Source organism: Roseateles sp. DAIF2 (assembly GCF_015624425.1).
Taxonomy (GTDB): domain Bacteria; phylum Pseudomonadota; class Gammaproteobacteria; order Burkholderiales; family Burkholderiaceae_C; genus Kinneretia.
This window is the reverse complement of record NZ_CP049919.1, coordinates 147,133-171,242: the sequence shown is the minus strand read 5'-3', so window position 1 is coordinate 171,242 and position 24,110 is coordinate 147,133. Positions and strand designations below refer to the sequence as shown.

20 protein-coding genes are annotated in these 24,110 nt (G+C 67.3%); 10 read left to right on the top strand and 10 right to left on the bottom strand.

All coding sequences use genetic code 11. The features are described from left to right. Positions 1-33 precede the first annotated feature (33 nt). The 3 genes from G8A07_RS00780 to G8A07_RS00770 all read right to left on the bottom strand — a co-directional run bounded on the left by G8A07_RS00780 (position 34) and on the right by G8A07_RS00770 (position 7,020). Positions 34-1,476 carry a multidrug DMT transporter permease gene (locus G8A07_RS00780; protein ID WP_195795246.1) on the bottom strand — a complete coding sequence of 481 codons (1,443 nt, stop codon included), beginning with the start codon at positions 1,474-1,476 and terminating at the stop codon, positions 34-36. Continuing rightward, on the bottom strand, positions 1,476-5,900 hold the full coding sequence (locus G8A07_RS00775; protein ID WP_195795245.1) for an ATP-binding protein: 4,425 nt from the start codon (positions 5,898-5,900) through the stop codon (positions 1,476-1,478). The genes G8A07_RS00780 and G8A07_RS00775 overlap by 1 nt, the downstream gene beginning before the upstream one ends. Positions 5,901-6,273: 373 nt before the next feature. After that, positions 6,274-7,020, bottom strand: coding sequence for a TetR/AcrR family transcriptional regulator (locus tag G8A07_RS00770; RefSeq protein ID WP_195795244.1), 747 nt, complete (start codon positions 7,018-7,020; stop codon positions 6,274-6,276). A gap of 109 nt (positions 7,021-7,129) precedes the next feature. Between G8A07_RS00770 and G8A07_RS00765 the strand changes: the two genes are divergently transcribed. The 3 genes from G8A07_RS00765 to G8A07_RS00755 all read left to right on the top strand — a co-directional run bounded on the left by G8A07_RS00765 (position 7,130) and on the right by G8A07_RS00755 (position 8,760). After that, positions 7,130-7,615, top strand: a complete 486-nt coding sequence (locus tag G8A07_RS00765; protein ID WP_195795243.1) for an abscisic acid-deficient protein Aba4 family protein — start codon at positions 7,130-7,132, stop codon at positions 7,613-7,615. Continuing rightward, positions 7,612-8,406, top strand: coding sequence for a hypothetical protein (locus G8A07_RS00760; RefSeq protein WP_195795242.1), 795 nt, complete (start codon positions 7,612-7,614; stop codon positions 8,404-8,406). The genes G8A07_RS00765 and G8A07_RS00760 overlap by 4 nt, the downstream gene beginning before the upstream one ends. 126 nt (positions 8,407-8,532) lie before the next feature. Further along, positions 8,533-8,760, top strand: a complete 228-nt coding sequence (locus tag G8A07_RS00755) for a hypothetical protein (RefSeq protein ID WP_195795241.1) — start codon at positions 8,533-8,535, stop codon at positions 8,758-8,760. On the opposite strand, the gene G8A07_RS00750 is transcribed toward G8A07_RS00755, so the two are convergent. Beyond that, on the bottom strand, positions 8,690-9,412 hold the full coding sequence (locus G8A07_RS00750) for a phosphatase PAP2 family protein (RefSeq protein WP_195795240.1): 723 nt from the start codon (positions 9,410-9,412) through the stop codon (positions 8,690-8,692). The two genes, G8A07_RS00755 and G8A07_RS00750, sit on opposite strands and share 71 nt — an antisense overlap. A 50-nt stretch (positions 9,413-9,462) precedes the next feature. Beyond that, on the bottom strand, positions 9,463-10,236 hold the full coding sequence (locus G8A07_RS00745; RefSeq protein WP_195795239.1) for an AraC family transcriptional regulator: 774 nt from the start codon (positions 10,234-10,236) through the stop codon (positions 9,463-9,465). A 109-nt stretch (positions 10,237-10,345) separates the two neighbouring features. Here G8A07_RS00745 and G8A07_RS00740 point away from each other — a divergent pair, with 109 nt between their 5' ends. Together G8A07_RS00740 and G8A07_RS00735 are read left to right on the top strand one after the other, a co-directional pair. Beyond that, the gene (locus G8A07_RS00740) at positions 10,346-10,681 is read left to right on the top strand and encodes a hypothetical protein (protein WP_195795238.1); all 336 of its coding nucleotides are present in this window, start codon (positions 10,346-10,348) and stop codon (positions 10,679-10,681) included. Positions 10,682-10,789: 108 nt separating this feature from the next. After that, the gene (locus G8A07_RS00735; protein ID WP_195795237.1) at positions 10,790-11,434 is read left to right on the top strand and encodes a hypothetical protein; all 645 of its coding nucleotides are present in this window, start codon (positions 10,790-10,792) and stop codon (positions 11,432-11,434) included. A 25-nt stretch (positions 11,435-11,459) separates the two neighbouring features. Here G8A07_RS00735 and G8A07_RS00730 read toward each other — a convergent pair whose 3' ends face one another. Together G8A07_RS00730 and G8A07_RS00725 are read right to left on the bottom strand one after the other, a co-directional pair. Beyond that, entirely contained in the window at positions 11,460-13,739 is a 2,280-nt protein-coding gene (locus G8A07_RS00730) for a bifunctional diguanylate cyclase/phosphodiesterase (protein ID WP_195795236.1), read from the bottom strand. Positions 13,740-13,893: 154 nt separating this feature from the next. Further along, the gene (locus G8A07_RS00725; protein WP_195795235.1) at positions 13,894-15,957 is read right to left on the bottom strand and encodes an NADPH-dependent 2,4-dienoyl-CoA reductase; all 2,064 of its coding nucleotides are present in this window, start codon (positions 15,955-15,957) and stop codon (positions 13,894-13,896) included. A 137-nt stretch (positions 15,958-16,094) separates the two neighbouring features. Between G8A07_RS00725 and G8A07_RS00720 the strand changes: the two genes are divergently transcribed. From G8A07_RS00720 to G8A07_RS00705, 4 genes are all read left to right on the top strand, one after another. Further along, the gene (locus G8A07_RS00720; protein WP_195795234.1) at positions 16,095-17,369 is read left to right on the top strand and encodes a DUF4397 domain-containing protein; all 1,275 of its coding nucleotides are present in this window, start codon (positions 16,095-16,097) and stop codon (positions 17,367-17,369) included. Between the two features lie 134 nt (positions 17,370-17,503). Next, positions 17,504-18,415, top strand: a complete 912-nt coding sequence (locus G8A07_RS00715) for a DMT family transporter (protein WP_195795233.1) — start codon at positions 17,504-17,506, stop codon at positions 18,413-18,415. Between the two features lie 48 nt (positions 18,416-18,463). Next, positions 18,464-19,243 carry an ABC transporter substrate-binding protein gene (locus G8A07_RS00710; protein ID WP_195795232.1) on the top strand — a complete coding sequence of 260 codons (780 nt, stop codon included), beginning with the start codon at positions 18,464-18,466 and terminating at the stop codon, positions 19,241-19,243. A 213-nt stretch (positions 19,244-19,456) separates the two neighbouring features. Further along, entirely contained in the window at positions 19,457-20,254 is a 798-nt protein-coding gene (locus G8A07_RS00705) for a helix-turn-helix domain-containing protein (protein ID WP_195795231.1), read from the top strand. Between the two features lie 120 nt (positions 20,255-20,374). Here G8A07_RS00705 and G8A07_RS00700 read toward each other — a convergent pair whose 3' ends face one another. The 3 genes from G8A07_RS00700 to G8A07_RS00690 all read right to left on the bottom strand — a co-directional run bounded on the left by G8A07_RS00700 (position 20,375) and on the right by G8A07_RS00690 (position 23,134). Next, positions 20,375-20,971, bottom strand: a complete 597-nt coding sequence (locus tag G8A07_RS00700; RefSeq protein ID WP_195795230.1) for a hypothetical protein — start codon at positions 20,969-20,971, stop codon at positions 20,375-20,377. Positions 20,972-21,144: 173 nt separating this feature from the next. Further along, entirely contained in the window at positions 21,145-22,398 is a 1,254-nt protein-coding gene (locus G8A07_RS00695) for an IS256 family transposase (RefSeq protein WP_195792716.1), read from the bottom strand. 466 nt (positions 22,399-22,864) lie between these two features. Next, positions 22,865-23,134 carry a hypothetical protein gene (locus tag G8A07_RS00690; protein ID WP_195795229.1) on the bottom strand — a complete coding sequence of 90 codons (270 nt, stop codon included), beginning with the start codon at positions 23,132-23,134 and terminating at the stop codon, positions 22,865-22,867. Positions 23,135-23,526: 392 nt separating this feature from the next. Here G8A07_RS00690 and G8A07_RS00685 point away from each other — a divergent pair, with 392 nt between their 5' ends. Continuing rightward, positions 23,527-24,006, top strand: coding sequence for a VOC family protein (locus tag G8A07_RS00685; protein ID WP_195795228.1), 480 nt, complete (start codon positions 23,527-23,529; stop codon positions 24,004-24,006). Positions 24,007-24,110: the final 104 nt, after the last annotated feature.

The window sequence follows — 24,110 nt, the reverse complement described above, 5'->3', positions numbered from 1 at the left end:
GTCCTCATGAAGATTCGTTGAAAGGGCGCTGCGTCACACGAACGTGACACCATAGGTCAGCTTTTCTTCAAAGCCGCTGAATCCACCCTTCTTGTGGAGCGTTCTCACACGCCAGAAGTAGAACGATCGCACCTCCTGGACTGCCTCATCCGGTGATGTGCGATATGCCGTGCCTCTCGAGATAAGGGCCATACCGCAGTTTCCGTCGAACTGCATGGGGCGAACCGGTCCCCAGCCCGAATTCCAGTACCTGAGGTCGGCGATGACATCGCTACCCGATTTGACCTCCAGCACCCCATCGCGAGGCGTGACCTCCAACTGGCCACGCCCTGGAATTGCAGGCAAGAAGAGGCGGCCGGGATAAAGATCGTGCTGCAGGTAACCAAGGCGCTCGAAGTCGAGCGGCTTGGCCAGCGGCCAGACTCTGCTCTCCCGATCGGCTATCGCTTGATGAGCTGGCGACTCCAGGACCGTCGTCGTGCCTAGGGCCTCCTGGAAGTCGCTAGCGAGTAGCCCTCCGGTTCTCCACAGGTCCTTCAAGTGTTCAGCCAAGCCTTCATCCGCGACGCTGCCACCTGCCGCCTGCGCCCACCGGACGACCGAGACCTCCACACAGCGGTCCATTGACATCACAACGGGCGACGAGAAGGCCATCAGCTCGTCGCCGGGACGGTCTAGCTGAACCTGGTCAATGAGACTGCGGACTGCCTCTCCTATCGCCTTGTCATCGCCGTCGAAGTCCGTTCGGCCGGGAAGCCAAGCTGGCCGCCTAGGCCTAAGCAGTGCAAGCGTCGGGTGAACAGGCAAAGCCAATAGAGCCTGGTCTTCCGCTTTATCAGGAGGCATGCCCCAGAACTCCTCAGCAACCGCCAACGTGCGGTGGTAGGCGGAGATCATCCGCAAGGCAGTCCGAGATGAGATTTGACCGCTGAACCCGTCGCCCAAGGGGCGCGAGAAGTGCCAAGGGTCGCCTTGAAAAGGAGCCTCCGGGTAGGCGCCCTTGTTCATCGACCACTCGAAAGCCATCTGGCGGACGAACGGCAGCCGCGTAGCGGCCTCAAGCTCCGTCATGGAGATGCGGAACATCCGCGGAAGGTCCGCGCCTTGCACTCCGTTGAAATCCTGTGGAATCTCGAAGTCCTCAGGCACTTCTTCTAGGCCTTCGTCCGGGGTGTCCGCCCATAGACCGAGGCTCTCCAGCACCAGCTCCGAGAGGACTGACGTCTTAGGAATGCTCTCGGCCAGTTTCGGGCTGGCCTCGTACCCGTGCGCCTGCGCGGCCATCCAGAAGACGAAGAGCGCCTCCACCACCTCGGCCTCGAGCTTCCTTGTGCCCAGGAATTCAATGAGTGCGGCCTCAGTCGCCACTTTCGACGCCGGCGCGCCGAGTCGAGCCGCGAGCTCCTGCATGGTCCACCACCTTGCAGCGGTCGATGGCCAACCCAGCCTGGCAACGAGGATGCGAAGGTCGTCCATCACTTGCCCTTCGCCCTCGTAGCGTCGAGCTCTTCCGCCCAGCGCGGACGTTCCAGCGGAAGGGTTCGGGTGTCTTCGAGCACGCAATTCACCATCATCTTGGCAAACTTGACTGCGTCGGCAACGCGCTTCTGGCGTGCATAGAAATAGACCAACAGATCCGTCGGTGCTACACGCGGCGGCTCGGGCTCTCCGAACATGCCATACGTCGTCTCAGCGACGAACTCGTCGCAACGACTCGGAAAGTGCTTCACGACCATGTCCAGCCGCTTGCGCGTCTTCTCTTCGCTCTCCACGAAACCCAGCCATGCACCCTTCCGGATCTGCGCCTGGACGAGGTATTTCCACGCAGCCTTCGAGCCACTCAGCTTGCGCCTGGTCTCAAAGGCGAGGTCAGACAGGTCGAGGATGCCGTTGATGCGCCCCTCGTCTGACTGAAGAGAGCTGTCCAACGCCGCGAGAAGGCGCTTGCCCTGCCCGGCCTTATCCCAGTACTCGTACCAGGCTCGAAGCAACCTCTTCTTCTCGTTGTAGCTGGTCGACAGGCTTGCCAGCAGCTCGTCGACCTGCTCCGGCGCAAACGTGGTGACGTCGCCCGTATACGGCTTGCTGTCAATGTCGCCGCTAGACGAGTCTTTTCGCTGAAGCACGCCGACGTCCCAGCCGGCATGCTCCCTGAGAACACGTAGCCGCTCGGCGGCGCCATCCTGGCCATTGCGCTCAAGCTGCTTCAACGCGTCCTGGACCTCTGGGTGAACACCCGTGCGCATGAGCGCATCCAGCGGCCAGCCATCCCGCACGCCCTGCTCCACATACGCCCGCAGGCTGTCCTCCGCATGCGACCAATCGCCCGCGTCCGTGTGCTCCTCATACTTCGCCACCAGGGCTGCGGGGCAGAGCTTCGCCAGCAAGCGGTCCGCGGCTGAGAGCACGTGCCTCGTGCCTTTTCCATCCGTGTAGTCCAGCACGCGGTGGACCTGTGGCGAGATCAAGCTGAGCAGCCGTCGAGCATCGTCCGGCGCGACCTCCACCAGGTAGTCGATGGCGTCGACGGTGTTGTTCAACGTGGGGTCCTTGCGGTGCCCATAGCCAGTCGTCAGTTCCCAAGTCTGCGTGCAGAGCTCCCGGGCGCTGGAGTTCAAGCCGTGACTGAGGGCGATACCACAGAGTTGCAGCGGCGTCTGCAGATGGACGCTTGTCTCCTGGCGGATCTCAGCATCGAGCAGGACGCGTTGGGATTGAATGAAGGCCGCTGCGGCCTCATCGCTCATCCTGGTCAGCAATCCTGCCGCGTACTGGGTGCGGAAGGACGCAGGGTCAAACCACTCGCCAGTAGCTGAGGCGACCATGGTCGCCTCAGTGAGGTCAACATCGTCGCGACCGGCGAGCAGGCAGCTCGCAAGCCGGATGTCGCAGGCAATGCGATGCAGTCCAGCCCGGAAGTCCTCCGCGGCTGAGCTCGCGTCGTACCCCTGCCTGAAGCGCCTGAACTGGACAGGTCTGAGCATTTCGAACAGCTCATGGAAGTCCACGAACTCCCCGCGCCACCAGCGCTCGGCAACCTGAGCTGCAATCGCTGAGAGCGCGTTCAGGAAGTAGCTGATGTTCCTCCTGTCCTCGTAGGTGGGCGCCCGCATGAACTCGAAGCCGGTTTGTCCTTCCGCCTGCATGCAAAGGCTCAGGTGCAAGCCGCTGAAGAACCAATGGTGGACGAGCGCGCTCAGGTCGTCCTTGCGCTCGTAGTAATCACCCTCAAGCCACTCAATGGGGATGGGCTCGTTCAGCGGCTTCGAGACTCGTGTGCGGGCGGCCTCCAGTGCGGCAACGAACGGAGTTCGCGCCAGCTTGCTGAAATCGTCGTGGTCAAAGATGCTCACCCCGGCCGTTGCAGCCGCACGGACGCAGACGTCGCTGAGAACACTCTTATCCGGGTCGTCGGGCGGCAGCGGGGTGGCCACGTCCATCAGGTCGTCCAGCACGCCCTCATCAACCAGCATCCGAGCTCTCGGCATCCACACGACGGGGCCGTTCTCACGAACCAGCTTGGCGAACGCCTCCGAGGTCGCACCGATGACACCCAGGCGCGTGAACGCCTCGACCAAGAATTTGAAATCAGCAATTCCTGCGTTGGACGAGTACCGCGTGGAGAAACGGCTGAGACCTCTGAAACGCCGCAGTGCCTCGGCACCACAGGCCTCGGCCAGTACCGCCCGTCCTCGCGCCTGCAGGGCCAAACCAAGGGCGGCCACACGCAGGATGTCCGTCTCGTGCCGCGACGCCACAGCCTCTCGGACTACACCGTCGTCGGCTGTCAGCCTCAGCGTAAACGACACAAGCCGAGCCATGTCGTCATCCTGCATCTGAAACTCGCTGCCGCGGACCATCCGCGCCCTGAGATGGTCAAGGCGGTAGGCGTCGGAAAACGCGTTGGTATCCAGCGCCGCGACCATGGCCTCTGACAACAAGGTGTCGAACAGCGACTCTGGATAGCCCTCCTCCAGGCGGAGCATGATCCAGTCGCGGGTCAACCCGGCAATGAGGTTCTTGGGGTCACCGAGCTTGGCCTGAACCGACCAGAGCCAGTTAACGCGCAAAGAAGGCGGCGCCGATGTTTCCAGCCAGCTCGCTACCGCCGGCATCAGCTCCTTGATGCGCTCGTCGTAGCCCGGTGTTGAGCGTACAAACACCGCCAGGCTCTCATGAAAGACCTTCAAACCTGCAACCGAAGAATGCAACAGGTGCCCCACCTTTGCTACTTCGGGCTGAGCGATGCCGAGCTTCGCCGCAATCTCCGAGAACGCAGCCTTCGGCCAGAAGAAGGGGAATGCACACACCAAGCGCAGCGTGGCCTGGAGACTGGGCGGGAGATCTACCCACAGGGATGCGTAGTAGAACTTCACCTCCTTGGTCATGTCCCCCTGCAGCCGCTCGATATCCCAGCTGTCCAGGTCTCCCCCCGCGTTCTCAAGCTCCGCGGTTGCATAGATGACGTGCAGCGGGTGGCCGTTGGTCTTCTTGCGAAGCGCGGTCGCGGCCTCCTGCAACTGGCGCTCCGACTGCTCCTCATGGTCGAATCGGGTCGACAGCCTGCCCTCGTCAACGGCCTTGCGCAGGTACGACAACACCGCGTTCTCGGACATCGCCGGCAACTCTCGCCAGCTGGCCTTAGGTGCGACCGCCAACAGGTCCTTGGGCAGTTGGGTATCGTCGACCGGCTGCGTGCCCACCAGCAGAACCATGTTGTCCGGACACGGCAGGACCTGGGAGAATAGGTCGTCCAGCGGACGCTTGTCAGCGGCATTGATGCGCCAGACATGGTCCAAGCCGTCCAGGACCAGCACGAACGGCTTGCCCTTCTCCCTGTAGTAGGCCGCGCAAGCTTCGAGGAGCCCTCGCAAGTCACCGCCAAGTGCCTGAACGCCTGGATGAAACTGCTTGACCTGAGCCGCGATGGACTGCTCAACCACATAGCTGTGCACGCGGTCGCGCCCCCGCTCAGTCGTCGACAGGAAGTAGTGGTGACGGACCGTGGGAATGTCCAAGCTAGCAAGCTTGTCGCACAGCGCGCTCAAGTACGTGCTCTTCCCGCGGCCAGGCGGCCCCGTGAGCACGAATGTCTGTCCGGCACCGGCGGCGGTGTCGCGCACGAAGTCCAGGTGGAACGCCTCGTCTGGCACTTCATATCCGAGCGGCACGAAAAAGTCTTCAGGCAGCGGTGCCGCCGGCGCAGCTCGCAGGATTGTGCGCACCTGGTCCAAGGAGATCCACCCGTCAGGCGGCGGGGAATTCTTCCGAATCGCCCAGTTCAAGGCGACATTCTTGAGGTTCGCAATGCCCTCAGGCGTGCCGTGCCGGTGCAGTCGAGCATCGACCTCGTGCTCGAGCGATTCGAACCCCTTGTCGCTGTGAAGAACCTGCAACTGACTGAAGAAGGCTTCGCACTTCTTCTGGTCGCCCAGCTCCGCGATTAACGCTGAGCGCCGCGGCTCGGGAACTTTGGCGAAGTCGATCTTCCCCCCGGACAAGCACGCCTCAACTTCTGCGTCTGGCCGGCGATTCGTCCTCAACGATAGGACGCCAACCCGAGCAGGGTCCAAAGCGGCGAAGGCGTCAAACCACTTCCGAAGCATGGACCTCGACCGCGCAGTCGTGCCTGCCTTCTCAAGCATCCACTCCCAGCTCAGCGCATGCACACCCGGGTTCGGTGTGTACTTGACCTGCTCCAGGTCGATGAGGTCGTCGGCGCGCTCGGCGACGATGTCGTCCAGTCCCTTCGGCGCAACGGCCTCGTCGTCACACTCAAACTTCACACGGGTGAAGCGTGTCGACGCATCGAGCCAATCGCAAAGAAGCCTCAGCCCCTGCCGATTCTGATAGATGTAGCCGGCGGCGGTTATCGCAGTGTTTTTGATCTCTTCAGACATGGAATGGGATGGCCGGCAAAGGTATTGACCGAGCGGACGACCTTGTGAAGCCGCTCGCGGAACACCAGTTCTTGCGCACACACCTATCAGCTCACACTGGCGGCGCCGGAGCCTCGCCGTAGCGGCAGAAACTGCTCAAGGAACATGGCACGCCAAAAGTGCATATCGACTCCCTGGCAAGGAGGCTCGTTGCTGCGCTGAAGGATGCGCTTGCAATTCGGAGTTCCTAAGGCGGCTCGACTACAGCCCGCAGTAAAGCAGGCAGTCGCGTCGGCTGTGGTCGAAGGTCAGGTATTGATGTGAGCCGTCGCTCGATTTGACCATGGCGATCGGCCGGAATCAGCCTGTAGCGGAAGCAGCGCCCACCCGCTAGTCAACGCCCCGTCCCCACCAGCCTCAAGCCCCTCAACTGCAACTCCAACATCGGCCCCAGCACGCCGCGCAGCAAGCCCTCCCGCCCGGCCGGAGCGTCGGCAGCCCCCTCCCCACCCGACGGCCCACCGCCCCCATCAAACTGCCCCGCCAGCGCCAGCACGGCAAAGCCGTGCACCACCGACCAGGCGCTCAGCACGCCCAGCTGCTGCGCGGGTGAAAAGGCGGCGCCGGGTTCGAGCCCGTACAGGCCCCGCACGCCCTCCTCCAGCACCGCATAGGCCGCCCGGCCGCGGCCCTGCAGGACATCATTAGTCGTCCGCTGCTTCGGTTCGCAACGGAACATCAGTCCGAAGCGACCCGGGTAACGCAGCGCGAACTCGACATAAGCGATGCCCTGCTCGCGCAGCCGCGCCAGCGCATCGTCGCTGCCGCCGCGCTCGTTGCCGGCCTCCAGCGCGGCGCGCAGGCCCTCAAAGGCCTGGATCGCCACCGCGTTCAGCAGGCCGGCGCTGTCGCCGAAATGATGGGCCGGCGCCGCCGGCGACACGCCGGAGCGCCGCGCCACCTCGCGCAGCGAGAACCCCGCCAGCCCCCGCTCGGCCAGCAGGCCCTCGGCGGCCTCCAGCAGCGACTCGCGTAGCGCGCCATGGTGATAGGCCTCGCGCGCGGGGCTACCTGGCGTCGCCGAGCTGGCGCTTGTCGGCGGAAATGAGGAACGGGCGGGGTCTGACGATCTGCTGGGCATGACTTGAAGCATATCTTGACATCGTTCAGATCCGCTTCGACACTTGATCTAGACACTGTTCAGATTTGACTTTTCCACGACGACGACCACCACCACCGGAGCATTCCTCATGCCGCAGCCACTCACCTCGGGCCTTCTTCTTCAGCTCGATCCTGCCGTCTTCTTCTCGCTGGGCAGCAAGCTGGCGCTGCTGGGCTGGGCCGCGCTGGTGCTGTCGCCCTACCGGGTGTCCTGGGCGGCGCGGGCCCGCTGGCTGGCCGGCCGCCTGATCCCGCTGCTGCTGGCCGTCGCCTATGTGCTGTTGTTCGCGACGAACGGCATGGGCGACGGCGGCTATGACTCGATGGCCGCAGTGCAGCGCCTGCTGGCCCAGCCCGCGCTGCTGAGCGCCGGCTGGCTGCATTACCTGGCCTTCGACCTGTTCGTCGGCAGCTGGATCGCCGAGCGCGCCGGCCGCCTGGGGCTGCCGCATCTGGTGCTGCTGCCGCTGCTGGCGCTGACCTTCCTGTTCGGCCCGGCCGGGCTGCTGGCCTTCGCGCTGCTGCGCGAGGTCTGGCGCCGCCGGCCGGCGGCCGGCCTGCGGGAGGCCGCATGAGCGCGGTCGGCACGGCCGCCCTGACCGCCGGGCCGCGGCCGGGCTGGCGGCAATGGCCGGCCGAGCTGCTCCGACGTGAGCGCCGGCTTACTCTGTTCGCTTTACTGCTACTGGCCCTGGTGCTGCCGATGGCGCTGGGCTGGACGTTCGACGAGCGCCTGCTGCGCGGCGCCAATATCTGGATCAAGCCGATCAAGTTCGCGCTGTCCATCGCGCTGCTGGCCCTGACGACGGCCTGGTTCATCGGCCACCTGCCGGCCGCGCAGCGCGACGGCCGGGCGCTGCGCCGCATCGTCTGGCTGCTGATCGCCACCGGCGGCTTCGAGATGGCCTATATCGCGCTGCAGGCCGCGCTGGGCCAGGCCTCGCACTACAACACCGACGACCGCTGGCATGCGCTGATGTACACGCTGATGGGCGTCGGGGCGCTGGCGCTGACCGCCACCCAGCCGCTGCTGGCCTGGCGGCTCTGGCGCCATCCGGACCCAGGGCAGCCGCCGGCCCGGCGCCTGGCGATGCTGCTGGGCCTGCTCTTGACCTTCTTGCTGGGCGCCGGGGTCGGCATGGTGCTGGGCGGGCGCCAGCCGCCGGACGACGGCTTGCCGCTGCTGGGCTGGCAGCTGGCCGGCGGCGACCTGCGGCCGGCGCATTTCATCGGCATCCATGCCGGGCAGCTGCTGCCCCTGGCCGCCCTGCTGCTGCCACCACGGCGGCGGCGCTGGGTCTGGCTCCTGGCACTGGCCTATCTGCTGCTGTTCACGCTGCTGCTGGCCCTGGGGCTGCGCGCCTGAAGGCCCCCCTCGGGGGGTGGACTCCCCCCGCCTCCCCCGCCGGGCCGCCCTGCGTGTGATGGGAATGGCGGGCGCCAACGCCCACACTGGACTCATCGAATCCGGCAGTTTTTCACGGAGTCCAGTATGCAAACCCAGCCGCAAGCCCAGCAGCAAGCCAGCGCCGAAGCACATCAGCAGCAGGCCGCGATCGCCGCCGCCCAGCTGCTGACCGGCAACGAGCCGGCCTGCCGCTGCGGCTGGTTCGAATCCAGCTACGAGCTGCGCCAGGGCCTGGAGATCGTCATCGAGCTGACCTTGGATGAGACCGAGCTGGCCCTGTGGTTCCCGGCACCGGCAACGCTGCTGCATTGAGCCGGCGATGCAGCTCATGGCGGGTGTAGACCTGCTGGCGCCCCGAGAGCTGGCGCGACAGCTCCATCATCAGCTCATGGCTGCGCGAACGTGGCGCGGACAGCGGCAGCAGCAGCACCGCCGCGGCCAGCCCGGCCGGCAGCCAGAGCGGCAGGGCCAGGCGCAGGGTCGGCGCACCCCATAACACCCAGGCGCTGGCCAGCCCGCCCAGCAGGGCGCCGGCCAGCGCCTCCGACGGCGAATGGGCCCGCACCTCCAGCCGCGACCAGGCCACCAGCGCGGCCAGCAGGAAGCCGCCCACCACCGCCACGCGGCGCGCCCGGTCGCCGCGCGCCAGCAGGCCGACCCAGGCCAGCACCGGCAGGCAGGCACCGGCGAACATCGCATGGCCCGAGATGCCGGTGAAATCCCAGCGCGCCGAGCCCAGGCCCCAGCCCATGAAGGCCAGCTTGGACAAAGTGGTCAGCAGCGCGGCCAGGCCGATCGCCAGGCCCCAGCGCAGCGCCAGCCGCCCCTGCTCCGCCGCCAGCCACAGCCAGGCGGCGGCCGCGCCGACCAGGGGCAGCAGGATCTGGGCCTCGCCCAGACGGGTGATCAGATGCCAGAACGGCGCGAGGGACGGGGAGACTGCATCGGGAGGAACAACAAGCATGGGCCCGATGCTAAGGGCTGACCGTGAAGCGCTATTGATCTATCGATCGATCAGCAGTAGGCAAGGCCGGGCAGCAGGCCCTGCGGCGCCAGGCCGGTGGCCGCGCGCATCTCGCGCACGAAATGCGACTGGTCGTAATAGCCGGCCAGCATCGCCACCTCGGTCAGGGTCGTGCCGGCGCCGTAGCTGAGCACGGCCGAGCGCAGCCGCGCCGCGCGCGCAAAGCGCTTCGGGCTGACGCCGACGCCGGCCGCGAAGCGCCGCCCCAGGGTGTCGGTGCTGAGGCCCAGCTCGCGGGCCAGATCGGCGATGCGCAGCTCGGCCGGCTCGGCGCGCAACCGGTCCACCGCCGCGACGATGGCCGGCTCCGGCGCGGCGCCCTGGGCCAGCCGCTCGGCCAGATGCCGCTCCAGCGCGGCCGCACGGGCGCCGTCGTCCGGCGCCGCCCGCAGGCGCTCGCGCAGAGCCTCGATCTCGGCCACGGGCCACAGCCGCGCCAGGTCCAGCGTCTGCTCCACCAGCCGCGCGGCCTCGACGATGCCCAGCGCCACCGCCGCGGCCGGGTGCAGATGCGCCAGCACCAGCAGGCTGCCGGCCTCGGTGCGCACGATGCGCGAGCCGCAATGCAGGCCGGTCAGGGTCTGGTCCGGCAGGGGCACCCACGCGCCGTCGCGCCACAGGCTGGCGGCGCCCGCGAGCCGGATGCCGACGCTGAGCCGGCTTTCCGCCACCAGGGTGCGCGTGCTACGCGCCGCATTGCGCAGCACCGCCAGGCCTTCGATCAGGCCCCCGGTGGTGGCGACGGGAAACGGGCTCAGCTGCATCGGCTCGGATCGGGGGGGCTGCTTGCGGTTTTTGTCCAAGCGCCCAGGGCGCGATGCGGGCATCTTAGGCGGACCGTCAACCAGCAACCCAGAAGGACCCATCATCACCATGCAACAACTCTTCGCCTTCCTCTACCGCCCGACCCGCCCGCTGGACGAGGCCGACCGGGCGCGGCGCAGCCTGCTGGTGCGCGAATGGTCGCTGGCCCAGCATGCAGCCGGCCGGGCGCTCGCGATCGCGGTGTTCGACGAGGCCACCTTGCTGCTGCGCCATGACGACCGGGACGACCAGGCCCCCGACCAGGCCCCGGCGGCCGGCTGCACCCTGTTCCAGCTGCCCGACCTCGATGCCGCGCTGGCTCTGGCCCGCGACTTCCCCGGCCGCGCCTTCGGCACCGATGTGGAGATCCGGCCGGTGAAGACATTCGTGCCGCCGACGACCTGAGCCTGAGGCACCGACGTCAACATTCGGACTACGCGCGCAGGTTCTGCTGTCATTCAAGCGTCGCTCCCCGCGGGCATAAACAGGTCTCGACATCCTGAGGAGATCAGCATGCGCGGGTTCGAAGGGCCGTTCGAGTTTGACATCGATGAAGAGGGCACCGCCGTCCCTTGGGACAGGGCAGATGCGGGTCTGCTGGAAGCGCTTGAGAAGGAAGGACGCTACACGAGGGAGAACTCGACCTTGTTCGAGGTTCGGGTCGCGGTGCTGCCCCGGCCGGACCGGGTCGAGAAAAAGCACGACTGGTCGCGCATACGACGCATCTTCGTCGAGGCCAAGACGGGATCTCATTCGATGAGCATCCGGGGTATCTCTCCCGTGTCCAAGCAGATCGCCGAGATACCCACCGCCGAGATGCCGTTCCTCAAGGCCATGGCCGGGGCCAAGCTCTTCGAATCGCTGCAGTTCAAGCTGAAGGTCTCGGGACCGGTCAAGCAATTCGCGCGCTCCAACCGCTATGCCGTCATTTCCTTCTACAGCAAGCGCAGCGCGCAATGGGTCTTTTCCGAGGGCTGGGAGGATCTCGGCTTCCGCCTATGCCTGGTCGTCGTCGTTCCGAACGATCTGCCCCAGGACAAGCGTTCCTTGCTTGTCTCCGTCAAGCCCACCTGGCGGCAGAACCTGTTCCTCACCCAGGTTGCGGTCTGGGGCCGTCAGGTGCGCTTGAGCGGCAGCACGTCGCCGGCCACCGGCTGAAACGATCGGGAGGAAGCTCCCGCGCTCAAGCCAGCTGCAGATGCCGCACCCGCGCCTTGCGCTGTTCCGGCGGCGGGGTGAAGTTGAAGTCCTCGGCCGGCATCGGGCGGCCGTAATGCCAGCCCTGGGCCCAGTCGCAGCCCTCGCGACGCAGCCAGGCGGCCTGCTCGGCGGTCTCGACGCCCTCGGCCAGCACGTCCAGGTTCAGGCTGCGCGCCAGCACGATCACGGTGCGGGCGATCGCCGAGACGTTGGCGTCGCTGCCGAGCTCGGAGACGAAGCTGCGGTCGATCTTCAGGGTCTTGACCGGCATGCGCTTCAGGTAGGACAGCGAGGAATAGCCGGTGCCGAAATCGTCGATCGCGACCCGCACGCCGCGCGCCGAGAGCTCGGTCAGCAGCTCGATCGCCTGCTCGGCGTCCTCCAGCAGCAGGCTCTCGGTGACCTCCAGCTCCAGCGCGCGCGCCGGGCAGCCGGTCTCGGCCAGGATGTAGTCCAGGGTCGCGACGAAATCGCTCTGGCGCAGCTGGCGCGCCGAGACGTTGACCGCGATCTGCTGCGGCTTGCCCGGCAGGCCCTGCCAGCGCGCGGCCTGGGCGCAGGCCTCCTGCAGCACCCAGCGGCCGATCGGCACGATCAGGCCGGTTTCCTCGGCCAGCGGGATGAACTCGGCCGGCGAGATCGGGCCGCGCGTCGGGTGGCGCCAGCGCAGCAGCGCCTCGGCGCCGATCAGCTGGCCGTCGGACAGGCGCACCTGCGGCTGGTATTCGATGCGGAACTGCGCCGCCTCGTTGGCCTGGCGCAGCGCATGGGTCAGCTCGAAGCGCTGCTGCACCGCCTGGGTCAGCTCGGGCCGATAGGCCTGCACGCTGTTGCGGAAGTTCAGCTTGGCGCGGCACATGCCGGCCTCGGCATTGCGCAGCAGCTCGTCGACGTCGCGGCCGTCGGTAGGGAACAGCGCCAGGCCGATGCTGGCGCCGAGGTTGAAGCGCTGCTGGCCGACCAGGATCGGTTCGTCCATCGCCTGGATCAGGCGGTCGCCCAGGCGCATCGAGGTCTCCTCGTCGACCAGGCCGGACAGCACGACGACGAACTCGTCGGCGCCGACGCGAGCCACCGAGTCGCTGGCGCGCACGACGTTGACGAAGCGCGCCGCCACCTCCTTGATGACCTCGTCGCCGGAGCTGTGGCCGGCGATGTCGTTGACCTCGCGGAAACCGTCCAGGTCGATGTAGAGCACCGCGACGCAGGTATGGTCGCGCTGGGCGATGCCGATCTGGCGCGCGATGCGGTCGCGCAGCAGGGCCAGATTCGGCAGGCCGGTCAGGCGGTCGTGCAGGGACTGGTGCAGCAGCTCGGCCTCGGTCTGCTTCAGGCGCGAGATGTCGGTCAGCACCGCCAGGTAATGCGGCTCGCCGCCGGCCTCGGTGGCCGGCACGCAGACGATGGTGGCCCAGACCGGGATGCTGTCGCCGAGCTTGTGGCGGTCTACCAGCTCGCCGCTCCACTTGCCCTTGGCGCCGACCTCGGCCCACAGGGCGCGCAGCAGCTCCGGGTCCTGGTGCTCGGCCTGCAGGTAGCGCGGCAGGCTGCCGATCAGCTCGTCATGGCCGTAGCCGGTGATCGCGCACAGCGCCGGGTTGACGTCCTGCACGCGCAGGCCGGCGTCCAGCACCATGATGCCCTCGCCGCAATGCTCGAACACGGTGACCGCGCGGTGCAGCTGGGTCATCGCGTCGCGCAGCGCGGTGACGTCGCGCGCCACCCCCACGACACCGATGGCGCCCAGCGGCTGCTCCTCGTCGAACACCGGCGCCTGCACCACATCCAGGCAGACGCGCTTGTCCGGCGTCCAGGCCAGGGTGCGCTGGGTGGTCGCGGCGTCGCTGCCGGCCAGCGCCGCGGCCCAGGCCGGGCGCTGGGCCAGCTGGTCGTCGCGGCGGCCCAGCAGCTCGGCCTCGGTGATGCCCATGCATTGCTCGAAGGCCGGGTTGCAGCCCTCGTAGGCGCCGCTGGCATCCTTGAAGAAGACGGGATCGGGGATCGCGTTCAGCAGCGCGCTGAGCTTGGTGCGCTCGCGGCGCACGCGCAGCAGCTCGGTCTTGCGCTGGCGCAGGCGGCGGCGCTGCAAGCGCAGCAGCGCGAGCCCCAGGCCCATGCCCAGGGTGCCCAGCACCGAGAACACGCCCAGCCACAGCATCGGGCTGGCGGGGTCGATGGCCGTCAGAGAGGCCTCGGGATGGGCGAACGCAAGACCTGGCACGGCCAGGGCCAGCGGCCAGCGGCGGCAAGAGATCAGGCTCATGGGCGGACAAACCTTGTGGGTCGCAGCGGGATGGCGCGATGAGTCATCGCGCCGCTGCGGCCATATCTGTTTATTGCTCACCCGCAACCGCCGGGTGTTCCCTCGTGAACGGCGAATCGGGAGTGTGGCGGCCCCGCTTGAGCCCGACCAGGGTCTAGAGACTCATGCCGAGCCGGGTTCCCTGCAATATTGCACGTTTGGCGTCCAGTTCCGCGGCCTCGTCGGCACCGCCGATCAGGTGCACAACGACGCCGGCGGCGCGCAGCGGCGCCTCCAGCTCGCGCTGCGGCTCCTGGCCCGCGCACAGCACGATGGTGTCGGCCGCGACCAGCTGCAGGTCGCGGCGCTGCTCGCCGTAGCTGACCCACAGGCCCTCGGCGCTGATCGACTCGTAGTTGACGCCCGCCAGCATCTCGACGTTCTTCATCTTCAGCGCCGCGCGGTGGATCCAGCCGGTGGTCTTGCCCAAGGAGGCACCGGGCTTGCCGCGCTTGCGCTGCAGCAGGGTCAGTTCGCGCGCGGGCGCGCCCGGCTGCGGGCGCTGCACGCCGCCGCGCACCTCGGCCGGATCGGCCACGCCCCATTCGCGCCGCCAGGCCGGCGGGTCCAGCGCCAGCGAATGGCCGGCCTCCAGCAGGTATTCGGCGATGTCGAAGCCGATGCCGCCGGCGCCGACGATCGCAACGCGCCGCCCCACCTCGGCCCGGCGCTGCAGCACGTCGACATAGCTGAGCACACGGCCGGCCAGCGCCGGGTCGTCCTGGCCCTTGATGCGCGGATCGCGCGGCTTGACGCCGGTGGCCAGCAGCACCTCGTCGTAGCCGGCCAGCTCGGCCGCGCCGACGCGCTGGTTCAGCCGCAGGTTCACGCCGCTGGTCTGCAGGCGGCGGGCGAAGTAGCGCAGGGTCTCCTGGAACTCCTCCTTGCCCGGGATGCGCTTGGCCATATTGAACTGGCCGCCGATCTCGGCCGCGGCGTCGAACAGCTCGACCGCATGGCCGCGCTCGGCCAGGGTGCAGGCCGCCGCCAGGCCGGCCGGCCCGGCGCCGACCACCGCGATGCGCTTGCGGCGCTGCCCCGCGGCCAGCGGCAGCAGGCGCAGCTCGGTCTCGTGCGCGGCGCGCGGGTTGACCAGGCAGCTGGCGATCTTCTGCTGGAACACATGGTCCAGGCAGGCCTGGTTGCAGGCGATGCAGGTGTTGATCTCGTCGGCGCGGTTCTCGCGCGCCTTGCGCACGAACTCCGCATCGGCCAGGAAGGGCCGCGCCATGCTGACCATATCGGCGCTGCCGTCGGCCAGCACGCTCTCGGCCACCTCGGGCATGTTGATGCGGTTGCTGGTGACCAGCGGGATCGTGATGCCCTCGGCGCGCAGCTGGGCACGCAGCTTGGCGGTCACCCAGGCGAAGCCGGCGCGCGGCACGCTGGTGGCGATGGTCGGCACGCGCGCCTCATGCCAGCCGATGCCGGTGTTGATGAGGGTCGCGCCGCCGGCCGCGACCCGGCGCGCCAGAGTCAGCACCTCGTCCCAGCTGCTGCCGTCCGGGATCAGGTCCAGCATCGACAGGCGGTAGATGATGATGAAGTCCGGACCCACCGCCTCGCGCATGCGGGCCAGGATCTCCAACGGCAGGCGCATGCGGTTCTCATAGCTGCCGCCCCAGGCGTCGCGGCGCTGGTTGGTATGCGTCACCAGGAACTGGTTGATGAAATAGCCCTCGGAGCCCATCACCTCGACGCCGTCGTAGCCGGCCTCGCGCGCCAGCGCCGCGCAGCGCACGAAGGCGCGGATCTGGCGCTCGATGCCGCGCGTGCTCAGCTCGCGCGGCGTGAAGGGCGAGATCGGCGAGCGGATGCGCGAGGGCGCCACGGCCAGCGGGTGATAGCCATAGCGCCCGGTGTGCAGGATCTGCAGCGCGATCTTGCCGCCCTCGGCGTGCACCGCGTCGGTGACGATGCGGTGGCGCCGCAGCGCGCGGGAGCTGGCCAGGGTGCCGGCGAAGGGCTTGGCCCAGCCCTCGATGTTCGGCGCAAAGCCGCCGGTGACGATCAGCCCCACCTCGCCGCGCGCGCGCTCGGCGAAATAGGCCGCCATGCGCTCGAAATGCTTGGAGCCATCCTCCAGGCCGGTATGCATGCTGCCCATCAGCACGCGGTTCCTCAGGGTGGTGAAGCCCAGGTCCAGCGGGGCCAGCAGATGCGGGTAGGGGTGCGTCATGACGAAAGGCATGCTAGCAGTCGGCATCGGGCGACAGGCGCCCGAACTCAACAAATCTTCACGCTGCGCAACCTGCGGACAACAGCCAGCAAAGCCGCCCGACTCCAATCGCGCCCATTCTCGTGAAGGAGTTCGTGATGGGTTTCAAGCGCCTGGCCGCAGGTTTGATGATGATGACCGGCCTGACCCTGCTCGCCGCCTGCGGCGGCAGCGGTGGCAGTGACAGCAGCAACAAGGGCAAGGCGCAGCTGCGGCTGGTCAATGCCAGCAGCGCCTACACCGGCCTGGACCTGAAGATCGGCGAGACCTCCCTCGCCACCGGCGTCGCCTATGGCGGCGCCAGCTCCTATGCCGCGGTCGATGCCGACACCAGCCTGACGATGCTGGTGCAGTCCGGCGGCACCACGCTGACCTCGCGCAGCGCCACGATGACCAAGGATCGGAACTACGCCCTGATCAGCTATGGCTGGGCCGGCAATATGAAGGCCGAGGCCATCGACGAGTCGCAGGACGCGCCGGCCGACAACTACAGCAAGCTGCAGGTCATCAACCTGGCCGAGACCGGCAAGCTCGACGTTTACCTGACCCAGAACGTCGACGACCTGGGCAATGCCACGCCGACCTTCGCCTCCACCGAGGGCGGCGGCGGGATCAGCACCGTCGCCAGCGGCGCCTACCGCGTGCGCGTCACCGCCGCCGGCAGCAAGACCGACCTGCGCCTGAACATCCCGACCATCACGCTGGCCAGCAAGCAGGTCGCCACCCTGGTGATCACGCCGACCCAGGGCGGCGTCCTGGTCGGCAGCCTGCTGATGACCCAGCAGGGCGCCACCAGCGCCCAGGGCGCCAGCAATGCGCGTGCCCGCGTCGTCTCCACCGTCGCCGACAACGCCGCGGTCACCGCCACGCTGGGCGGCACCACGATGCTGGCCAACAACAGCAAGATCGGTGAGTACCAGATCGTCACCGCCGGCCAGCCGGTGTTGAACGCGACCGTCGCCGGCGTGGCCATCCCCGCCAGGACCACCACCCTGGCCGCCGGCAGCGACTACACCCTGCTTATCTGGGGCCCGGCCAATGCGCCGCAGGTCGAGGTGCTGGCCGACGACAACCGCCTGCCCGTCGCCAGCACCGCCAAGTTCCGCGTGATCAACGGCCTGGCCAACCAGAACGGCGGCCTGACGCTGACCCTGGACTACAGCGCCATCGCCAGCAATGTGCCGGCCGGCAAGAGCTCGGCCATTGCGAGCGTCACCGCACCGACCACCTCGCAGCTGAGCGTCTTCACGCCCGACCAGGTGCAGCCGATCTACAACGTCCCCACCCTGGCGGTGCAGAACCAGGGCGTCTACACCGTCTTCATGATGGGCAGCGCCGCCAAACCGGAAGGCATCCTGCGCAAGGACCGCTGAGGCTTGTGAGCCGGTGCGCCCCTTGTTGTGCGCACCGCACGATTACTGATCCTCCCCTCTGCCCCGTGCGGCGCGCAAGCGCGACGGGGTCTTTTTTCGTCCGGCGCGGGCGGGTCTGCGGCAAGATCGCGCCCATGCCCCCATCCCGCGCTTCCCGGGCCCTCTGGGTCGGCCTGCTGACCATCCTGGTCTGGGGCCTGAACTTCCCGCTGCAGAAGACCCTGTTCCAGGTCATCGGCCCGGGCGGTTTCCTGTTCCTGCGCTACCTGCTGATGCCCGTCTGCGCGGCCCTGCTGCTGCTGTGGCATTTCGGCCTGGCCTGGCCGCGCCTGCCGCGCGCCGACTGGTGGGCACTGCTGCGCCTGGGCCTGATCGGCCAGGGCCTGCACCTGGCGCTGGCCAGCTACGGCGTGCATTGGTCTACCGCCTTCTCCAGCTCGGTGCTGCTGGCCTGCGGCCCGGTGTTCACCCTGCTGATCCTGCGCCTGACCGGGCTGGAGGCGCTGTCGCGCGCGCAGATCCTGGGCGTCGCGGTGGCGGCCGGCGGCGCGCTGCTCTTCATGTCCGACAAGCTGCTGGGCGCGCAATGGCAGGCCAGCGGCGGCGACCTGGTGCTGCTGCTGGCGGCCGCGCTGTTCAGCTATTACACGGTGGCCAGCAAGCCGCTGATCGCGCGCCATGGCGGCGTGCTGGTGATGGGCCATGTGACCCTGTTCGCCAGCCTGCCGGTGCTGCTGTTCAGCGCGCCGGCCGCGGCCCGGGTCGACTGGGCCGGCATCTCGCCCTGGCTGTGGGCCGGCGCGATCTGGGCCGTGGTGGTCAGCGGCTTCGCCGGCTGGCTGGCCTGGGGCTGGGTCAATGCACAGCGCGGCGTGGCCCGCACCGCGCCGCTGGTCTACCTGATGCCGCCGATCGCCGCGCTGTCGGCCTGGGTCGCGATGGGCGAGAGCTTCAGCCCGGTCAAGCTGCTGGCCGCCGCGGTCACGCTGGGCGGCGTCGCGCTGGCCCAGTTCGCCCGGCCCTCGCCGGCGCGGGGCGGGGCTTAGGGTCAAGGCTTGTCGGCGCCCGGTGCGCCATGCGAGCATGCCGGGCATATGCCATCCAGGATCTCTCGACGCCATCTGCTGCGGCTACTACTGCTGCTTGCACCGGCCCTGCCGGCCGCGGCCACACCGCCGCTCGCCGGGCTGCGCGTCGTCAGCGGCGACCTGCCGCCCTTCGCGATCGAAGGCCAGCCGCAGCGCCCCGGCGTGCTGGTCGAGGTGGTCGAGGAGCTGCTGCGCCGCGCCGGCCCCTCGCCGCAACGGGTCGAGATCTATCCCTGGGCGCGCGCGATGCAGATGGCCGCCAACAACCCGCGCGTGGCCATCCTGCCGCTGACGCGCACGCCCGAGCGCGAGCCCCGCTACCAATGGCTGCTGAAGCTCTATGTGCAGCATTTCGTCTTCATCAACCGCGGCGGCCAGCCGCCGGTGTCGACCCTGGAACAGGCGCGCGGCCTGCGCCTGACGGTGCTGCGCGCCAGCCCGAACCTGGCGCAGCTGCAGCGCCATGGCTTCGACGCCAGGCAGGTGGTGCTGGCCAACAGCGTCGAGGACATGCTGCGCCTGCTGGAGCGCGGCCATGTCGACGCGCTCTATGGTGGCGACGTGGTCAATATGGACAAGGTGCGCAGCAGCGGCCGCGATCCGGCGCAGTTCCAGGTCGGCCTGGAGCTGGAGGCCGGCGAGGTCTGGCTGGCCACCAGCAGCGGCGTCGAGGACACCGAGCGCGCCCGCCTGCAGGAGCTCTACCAGGCGATGCTGCGCGACGGCAGCGTCGAGCGCTTGTTCCGCGCCTATGGCATCCGGCCTCGCGAGCAGGACCTGCGTTGAGAGGCTGAGAGGTTTTCTACTGCGCCAACGCCATGCGTTGTTGGCCGGTGCTCGGAATCCTCACGTACAGGAAGTACGTTCCGGTTCCTGTGCGCCGTCCGCCTAGCCTGGCGTTGGCTCGCGACGAAAACCTCTCACCCTTCCAGGCCTGAACTCGCCATCATGACCTCCAAGGTCATTGCGGCAAGACCCGGCCCCGCTAGCATCGGGGCCATGAACAACGCCGCCACCTCCGCTGCTTCATCCCCGAACATCGCCTCGCCGCTGGCCGCACTGCGTGCCCAGCGCCGCATCAGCCAGCTGGAGCTGTCGCTGCGCGTCGGCGTCTCGCAGCGCCATCTCAGCTGCATCGAGACCGGCCGCTCGCGCGCCAGCCGCGAGATGCTGATCGCCGTGCTGGACGCGCTGGAGGCGCCGCTGGACGAGCGCAACAAGGTGCTGCTGGCGGCCGGCTATGCACCGGCCTACCGCGAGACCAGCCTGGACGACCCCGAGATGGCGCCGGTGCGCGCCGCGCTGACCCATCTGCTGGAGGCGCATGATCCGGCCCCCGCGCTGGTGATCGACGGTGCCTGGAACCTGCTGATGGCCAACAAGGGTCTGCGCGGCCTGATGCGTCTGCTGGGCGTCGACCCGGCGCTGCTGGAACACGACTTCAACCTGCTGCGCGCCTGCCTGCAGCCCGGCGGCCTGCGCCATCTGTGCGCCAACGAGGACGAGGTCTGCGCCGCCCTGTGGCAGCGCGCCAGCAGCGAGGCCCAGCATGTGCCGGCGCTGCGCCCGCTGCTGGAGGAACTGCGCCCGCATGTGCCGCGCCTGATCGCGCCGGCCCCGGTGACCCCGCTGATGCACACGCGGCTGCGCTCCTCGGCCGGCGAGCTGGCCCTGTTCTCCGCCTTCACCACCTTCGGCACGCCGCTGGACGTGACCGTGGCCTCGCTGCGCGTCGAGCATTTCTTCCCGGCCGATGCTGCGACGCGGGCGGCGTTGATGAGGGCGGCGTCGGATTGAGGGCGCGATACGCGGCTGACGGCTGCGCCTGAGATCAACAGGTCAAGCCGTTTAAGCACGGCCGTCGAGGAAGCGAATCACGGCATGAACATGGCGATTTCTGTAGGACGCCTAGGTCCTTCATGCTTCATGCGGCGGGGTTGCGGCCAACGGGCGTGACTCCAACAGCGTGAGTGCCTGCCGAGTAGAGGCGATTAGCTCCGCGTTACCCAAAGCCAGACGAAGCGCCAGTGCTTCCACAAGGGCGGCACGAGCTTCGCCATGTGCCCCGGCCTGCATCAGCGCTTTTCCCAGATGATGCAGAGCAAAGTGCCGGACGGGTGAATCGTTTGACTGCTGCGCCACGACTTCAGAGGCAAGGCGCACCGCTTCGTTCACGCGCCCGAGTCGCTGAAGAACTTGTACCAGCCGCAACTCGGAGGCACTGCGCGTCCTGGCGTCCCCCATCGCAGCCTGAGCAGCGATGACCCTGTCTAGAACGCCTTCAGCCGCGTCGAGCTCGCCAGCGCAAAGGAGCATGAAGGTGGCCATGCTCTGGGCGCGCAGCGCTTGCGCAGACTCCGACTTCGAGTTCTGGGCAAGAACGGCTTGCGCCGCGGCGAGCATGGCGGCTTGATCTATGGCTTCCGGCAGCAGGTGCGGAAGGCAAAGACGGTATTCGGTGCCTGCACCCGCAATGCTGAGCAAAAGGTCGGAGCTACCGGGGGCGTCAGTCATGAGGTCCAACGTTGAATATGAGCGATGGCCTCCGGCGTGCGAAATAAGCTGGAAGCCTCCCACTCGACGGTGAGGTTGGGTCGGCTGCTCGGGGCTGTCTGAATTTCTGTGTTCGAGGCTCGGTGTAGGGCTCGCCGATTCAGACGAGCCCGCGCCGCATATTACGCGGCAGGTCAGGTAAATCGCTCGCCGTAGGCGATGGCGAATTGGTTCATGGCCTCCTTCCATTCCTTGGCCGCGCGGCCCCAGTCGGCCGTGATATTGCGCAGCGCCAGCCACAGGAGCTTGGTAGCGGCATCGTCACTGGGGAAGTGGCCGCGCGTCTTGATGATCTTGCGCAGCCGACTGTGGATGCTCTCGATGGCGTTGGTCGTGTAGATCACGCGCCGCACGGCTGGGCTGAAGGCGAAGAACGGGATGACCCGATCCCAGGCCCGGCGCCAGGTGGCCGTCACGGTCGGGAACTTCTGGCCCCAGGCGCTCGCCTCGAAGGCATCGAGTTCGGCCTGGGCCGCGTCAGCACTGGACGCCGTGTAGATTGGCTTCAAGGCCGCCGCCAGGGCCTTGCGGTCCTTCCAGCTCGCGAAGTCCAGGCTGTTGCGGATCAGGTGCACGATGCAGGTCTGCAGCGTCGTGGCTGGGAACACGGCAGCGAGCGCCTCGGGGATGCCCTTGAGCCCATCGGTGACGGCAATCAGGATGTCGGCGACTCCTCGGGTCTTCAGATCGTTGAAGACCTTCATCCAGAACTTCGCGCCCTCGGTGTTCTCGATCCACAGGCCCAGGATGTCGCGCGTGCCATCGGGCAGCACGCCCAGGGCCAGGTAGATAGCCTTGTTGCGCACCACCGCATCCTCGCGAATCTTCACGCGCAGAGCGTCGAAGAACACCACCGGATACATCGGCTCCAGCGGCCGGCTCTGCCAGGCCGAGACCTCGGTCATCACGGCATCCGTCACGGAGCTGATGAACTCGGGGCTGACCTCGGTGCCGTACTGCTCGGCCAGGAAGCCCTGAATCTCGCGCACCGTCATGCCACGCGCGTACATGGCCACGATCTTGTCGTCGAAGCCGGTGAAGCGCCGCTCGTGCTTGGGGATAAGGATGGGTTCGAACGAGCCGGCGCGGTCGCGCGGCACCTCGATGCGCAACGGACCGTCCTCGGTCAAGACCGTCTTGGCGGACTTGCCGTTGCGCTGGTTGCCGGCCTCCTCCGGCTTGGCCGTGCCGGGCGGATAGCCCAAGTGGTGCGACAGCTCCGCGCCCAACGCGCGCTCGATCAGCGCCTTCTTCAGCGCCATGGTCGTGGCGTTGATCTGCTCGGCCGTCATCGGCGTCGAGCCGCCGGTCAGCTGCTCAATGAGTTCCTTGGGGATCGACGGCAGCGCCGTCATGCCGGCTCCCGCCGGCTTCTTCTTGGTTGGCATAGATGCTCCTGGTCGTCATGCTATGCCTCGCACACAAAAATCCTGACAGGCTCGGCTGCTCCGGCAACAGTATGTGCAGGCTGACCTCAATCATTGCCCCAAGTCCAACCAGCCTTTCTAAGGCAGAGCACGACTATGGCCGTCCACAGTGCGCTGTTTAAGACGGTCGGTAGATAGCCCCACAGTCCGGGTAGAACTCGTGGTGGAGCATCAAGCAGCGAAAGTGGAAACCACAAGATCTCAAAGGCAGGTCCAGAAAGATTTCGCGACAACCAGGATACATGGCGCCCATCGAAGTGCGCAGCCGATGTCGTGAACGACCACAGCAGCGCACCCACACTCGAAATGAAATGCGCGGCGAAGAAACTTGCAGCAAACCACGACGTGCGCATGAACGGCCTACGTTGAAGCTGAGCCGCGAACCGAGACTTGCCGAGGGCCGTCGGCTCGAGCGACTGGTCGGGTGTCACTTTGCCCATAGCTCCGCAACAGCGACAGAGAAAACCAAGGCCACGGCGGCCCAGAACGAATTCCTGAGCTTGCTCGCAATAGCGGCACCGCGAGCGACGATTGCTGGATCTCCACCGTTTACAAACTCGCCGCTCCGGAGCATGCGGTACTGCTCTCGCTGGAATGCATTCAGTCCCCCATCGTCGTGAGCCTTCGGACTGGCGTTTTCCTCAGTCCTGCCTGTGGCAGCAGCAACGTGCTCACAGTAGGAGAAGAACTGGAACATGGCCGGAATAGCGTACGCACCGTACGCAATCCCACCCACCAGTAGAACGACTACAGCAGCGCTGCTCATCATTGCCTTCCCAAGAGCACCATGTCGACGTACGTTCGACTGCTCTCAAACGCACTAGGTTTCATTCGATGGCGCTCAATATGTTGCATGCCGCACCGCTGCGCGGCCTATCACGGTGGCCCGTGCCGTGACGAATGGCTTTCCTTGCGCTTCAACTGAATGAGGGCTCATCGCTTCTCCCTCCGTTTGAAGTATTGGCGAGGCTACCAAAGGTTCCGCCAAAGGCAGCAAAGCTTACAACCGACCACGCAGTCGCCCCCGCCCCTGCCCAAGGTCCCCAACCCGCGCGTACGATCCACCTCCCCACCCCTTGGAGCACCCCGATGATCCCCAAGAACACGATCTGTCTCTGGTACGACGGTGGCGCGCTGGAGGCCGCGCAGTTCTATGCGCGGACCTTTCCGGACAGCGCGGTGGGCCGGGTGCTGCATGCGCCCGGCGACTATCCCTCCGGCAAGCAGGGCGATGTGCTGACGGTCGAGTTCACCGTGGCCGGCATTCCCTGCCTCGGCCTGAACGGCGGGCCGGCCTTCAAGCCCGACGAGGCTTTTTCCTTCCAGATCGCCACCGACGACCAGGCCGAGACCGACCGCCTGTGGCAGGCGATCATCGACAACGGCGGCCAGGCCAGCGCCTGCGGCTGGTGCAAGGACCGATGGGGCCTGTCCTGGCAGATCACGCCGCGCGTGCTGATCGAGGCGATCAACGATCCCGACCCCGCCGCGGCCCGGCGCGCCTTCGAGGCGATGATGCAGATGGGCAAGATCGACATCGCGACGATCGAGGCGGCCCGGCGCGGCTGACTGAGCGCGCGCGGCGCCGCCGGCCTTCCCGCATTCATTCACTCAGGAGTCCTCGAAACGCCCCTTCGGGTCTCGAATGCATCCGGCCGCAAAGAATCATGGCA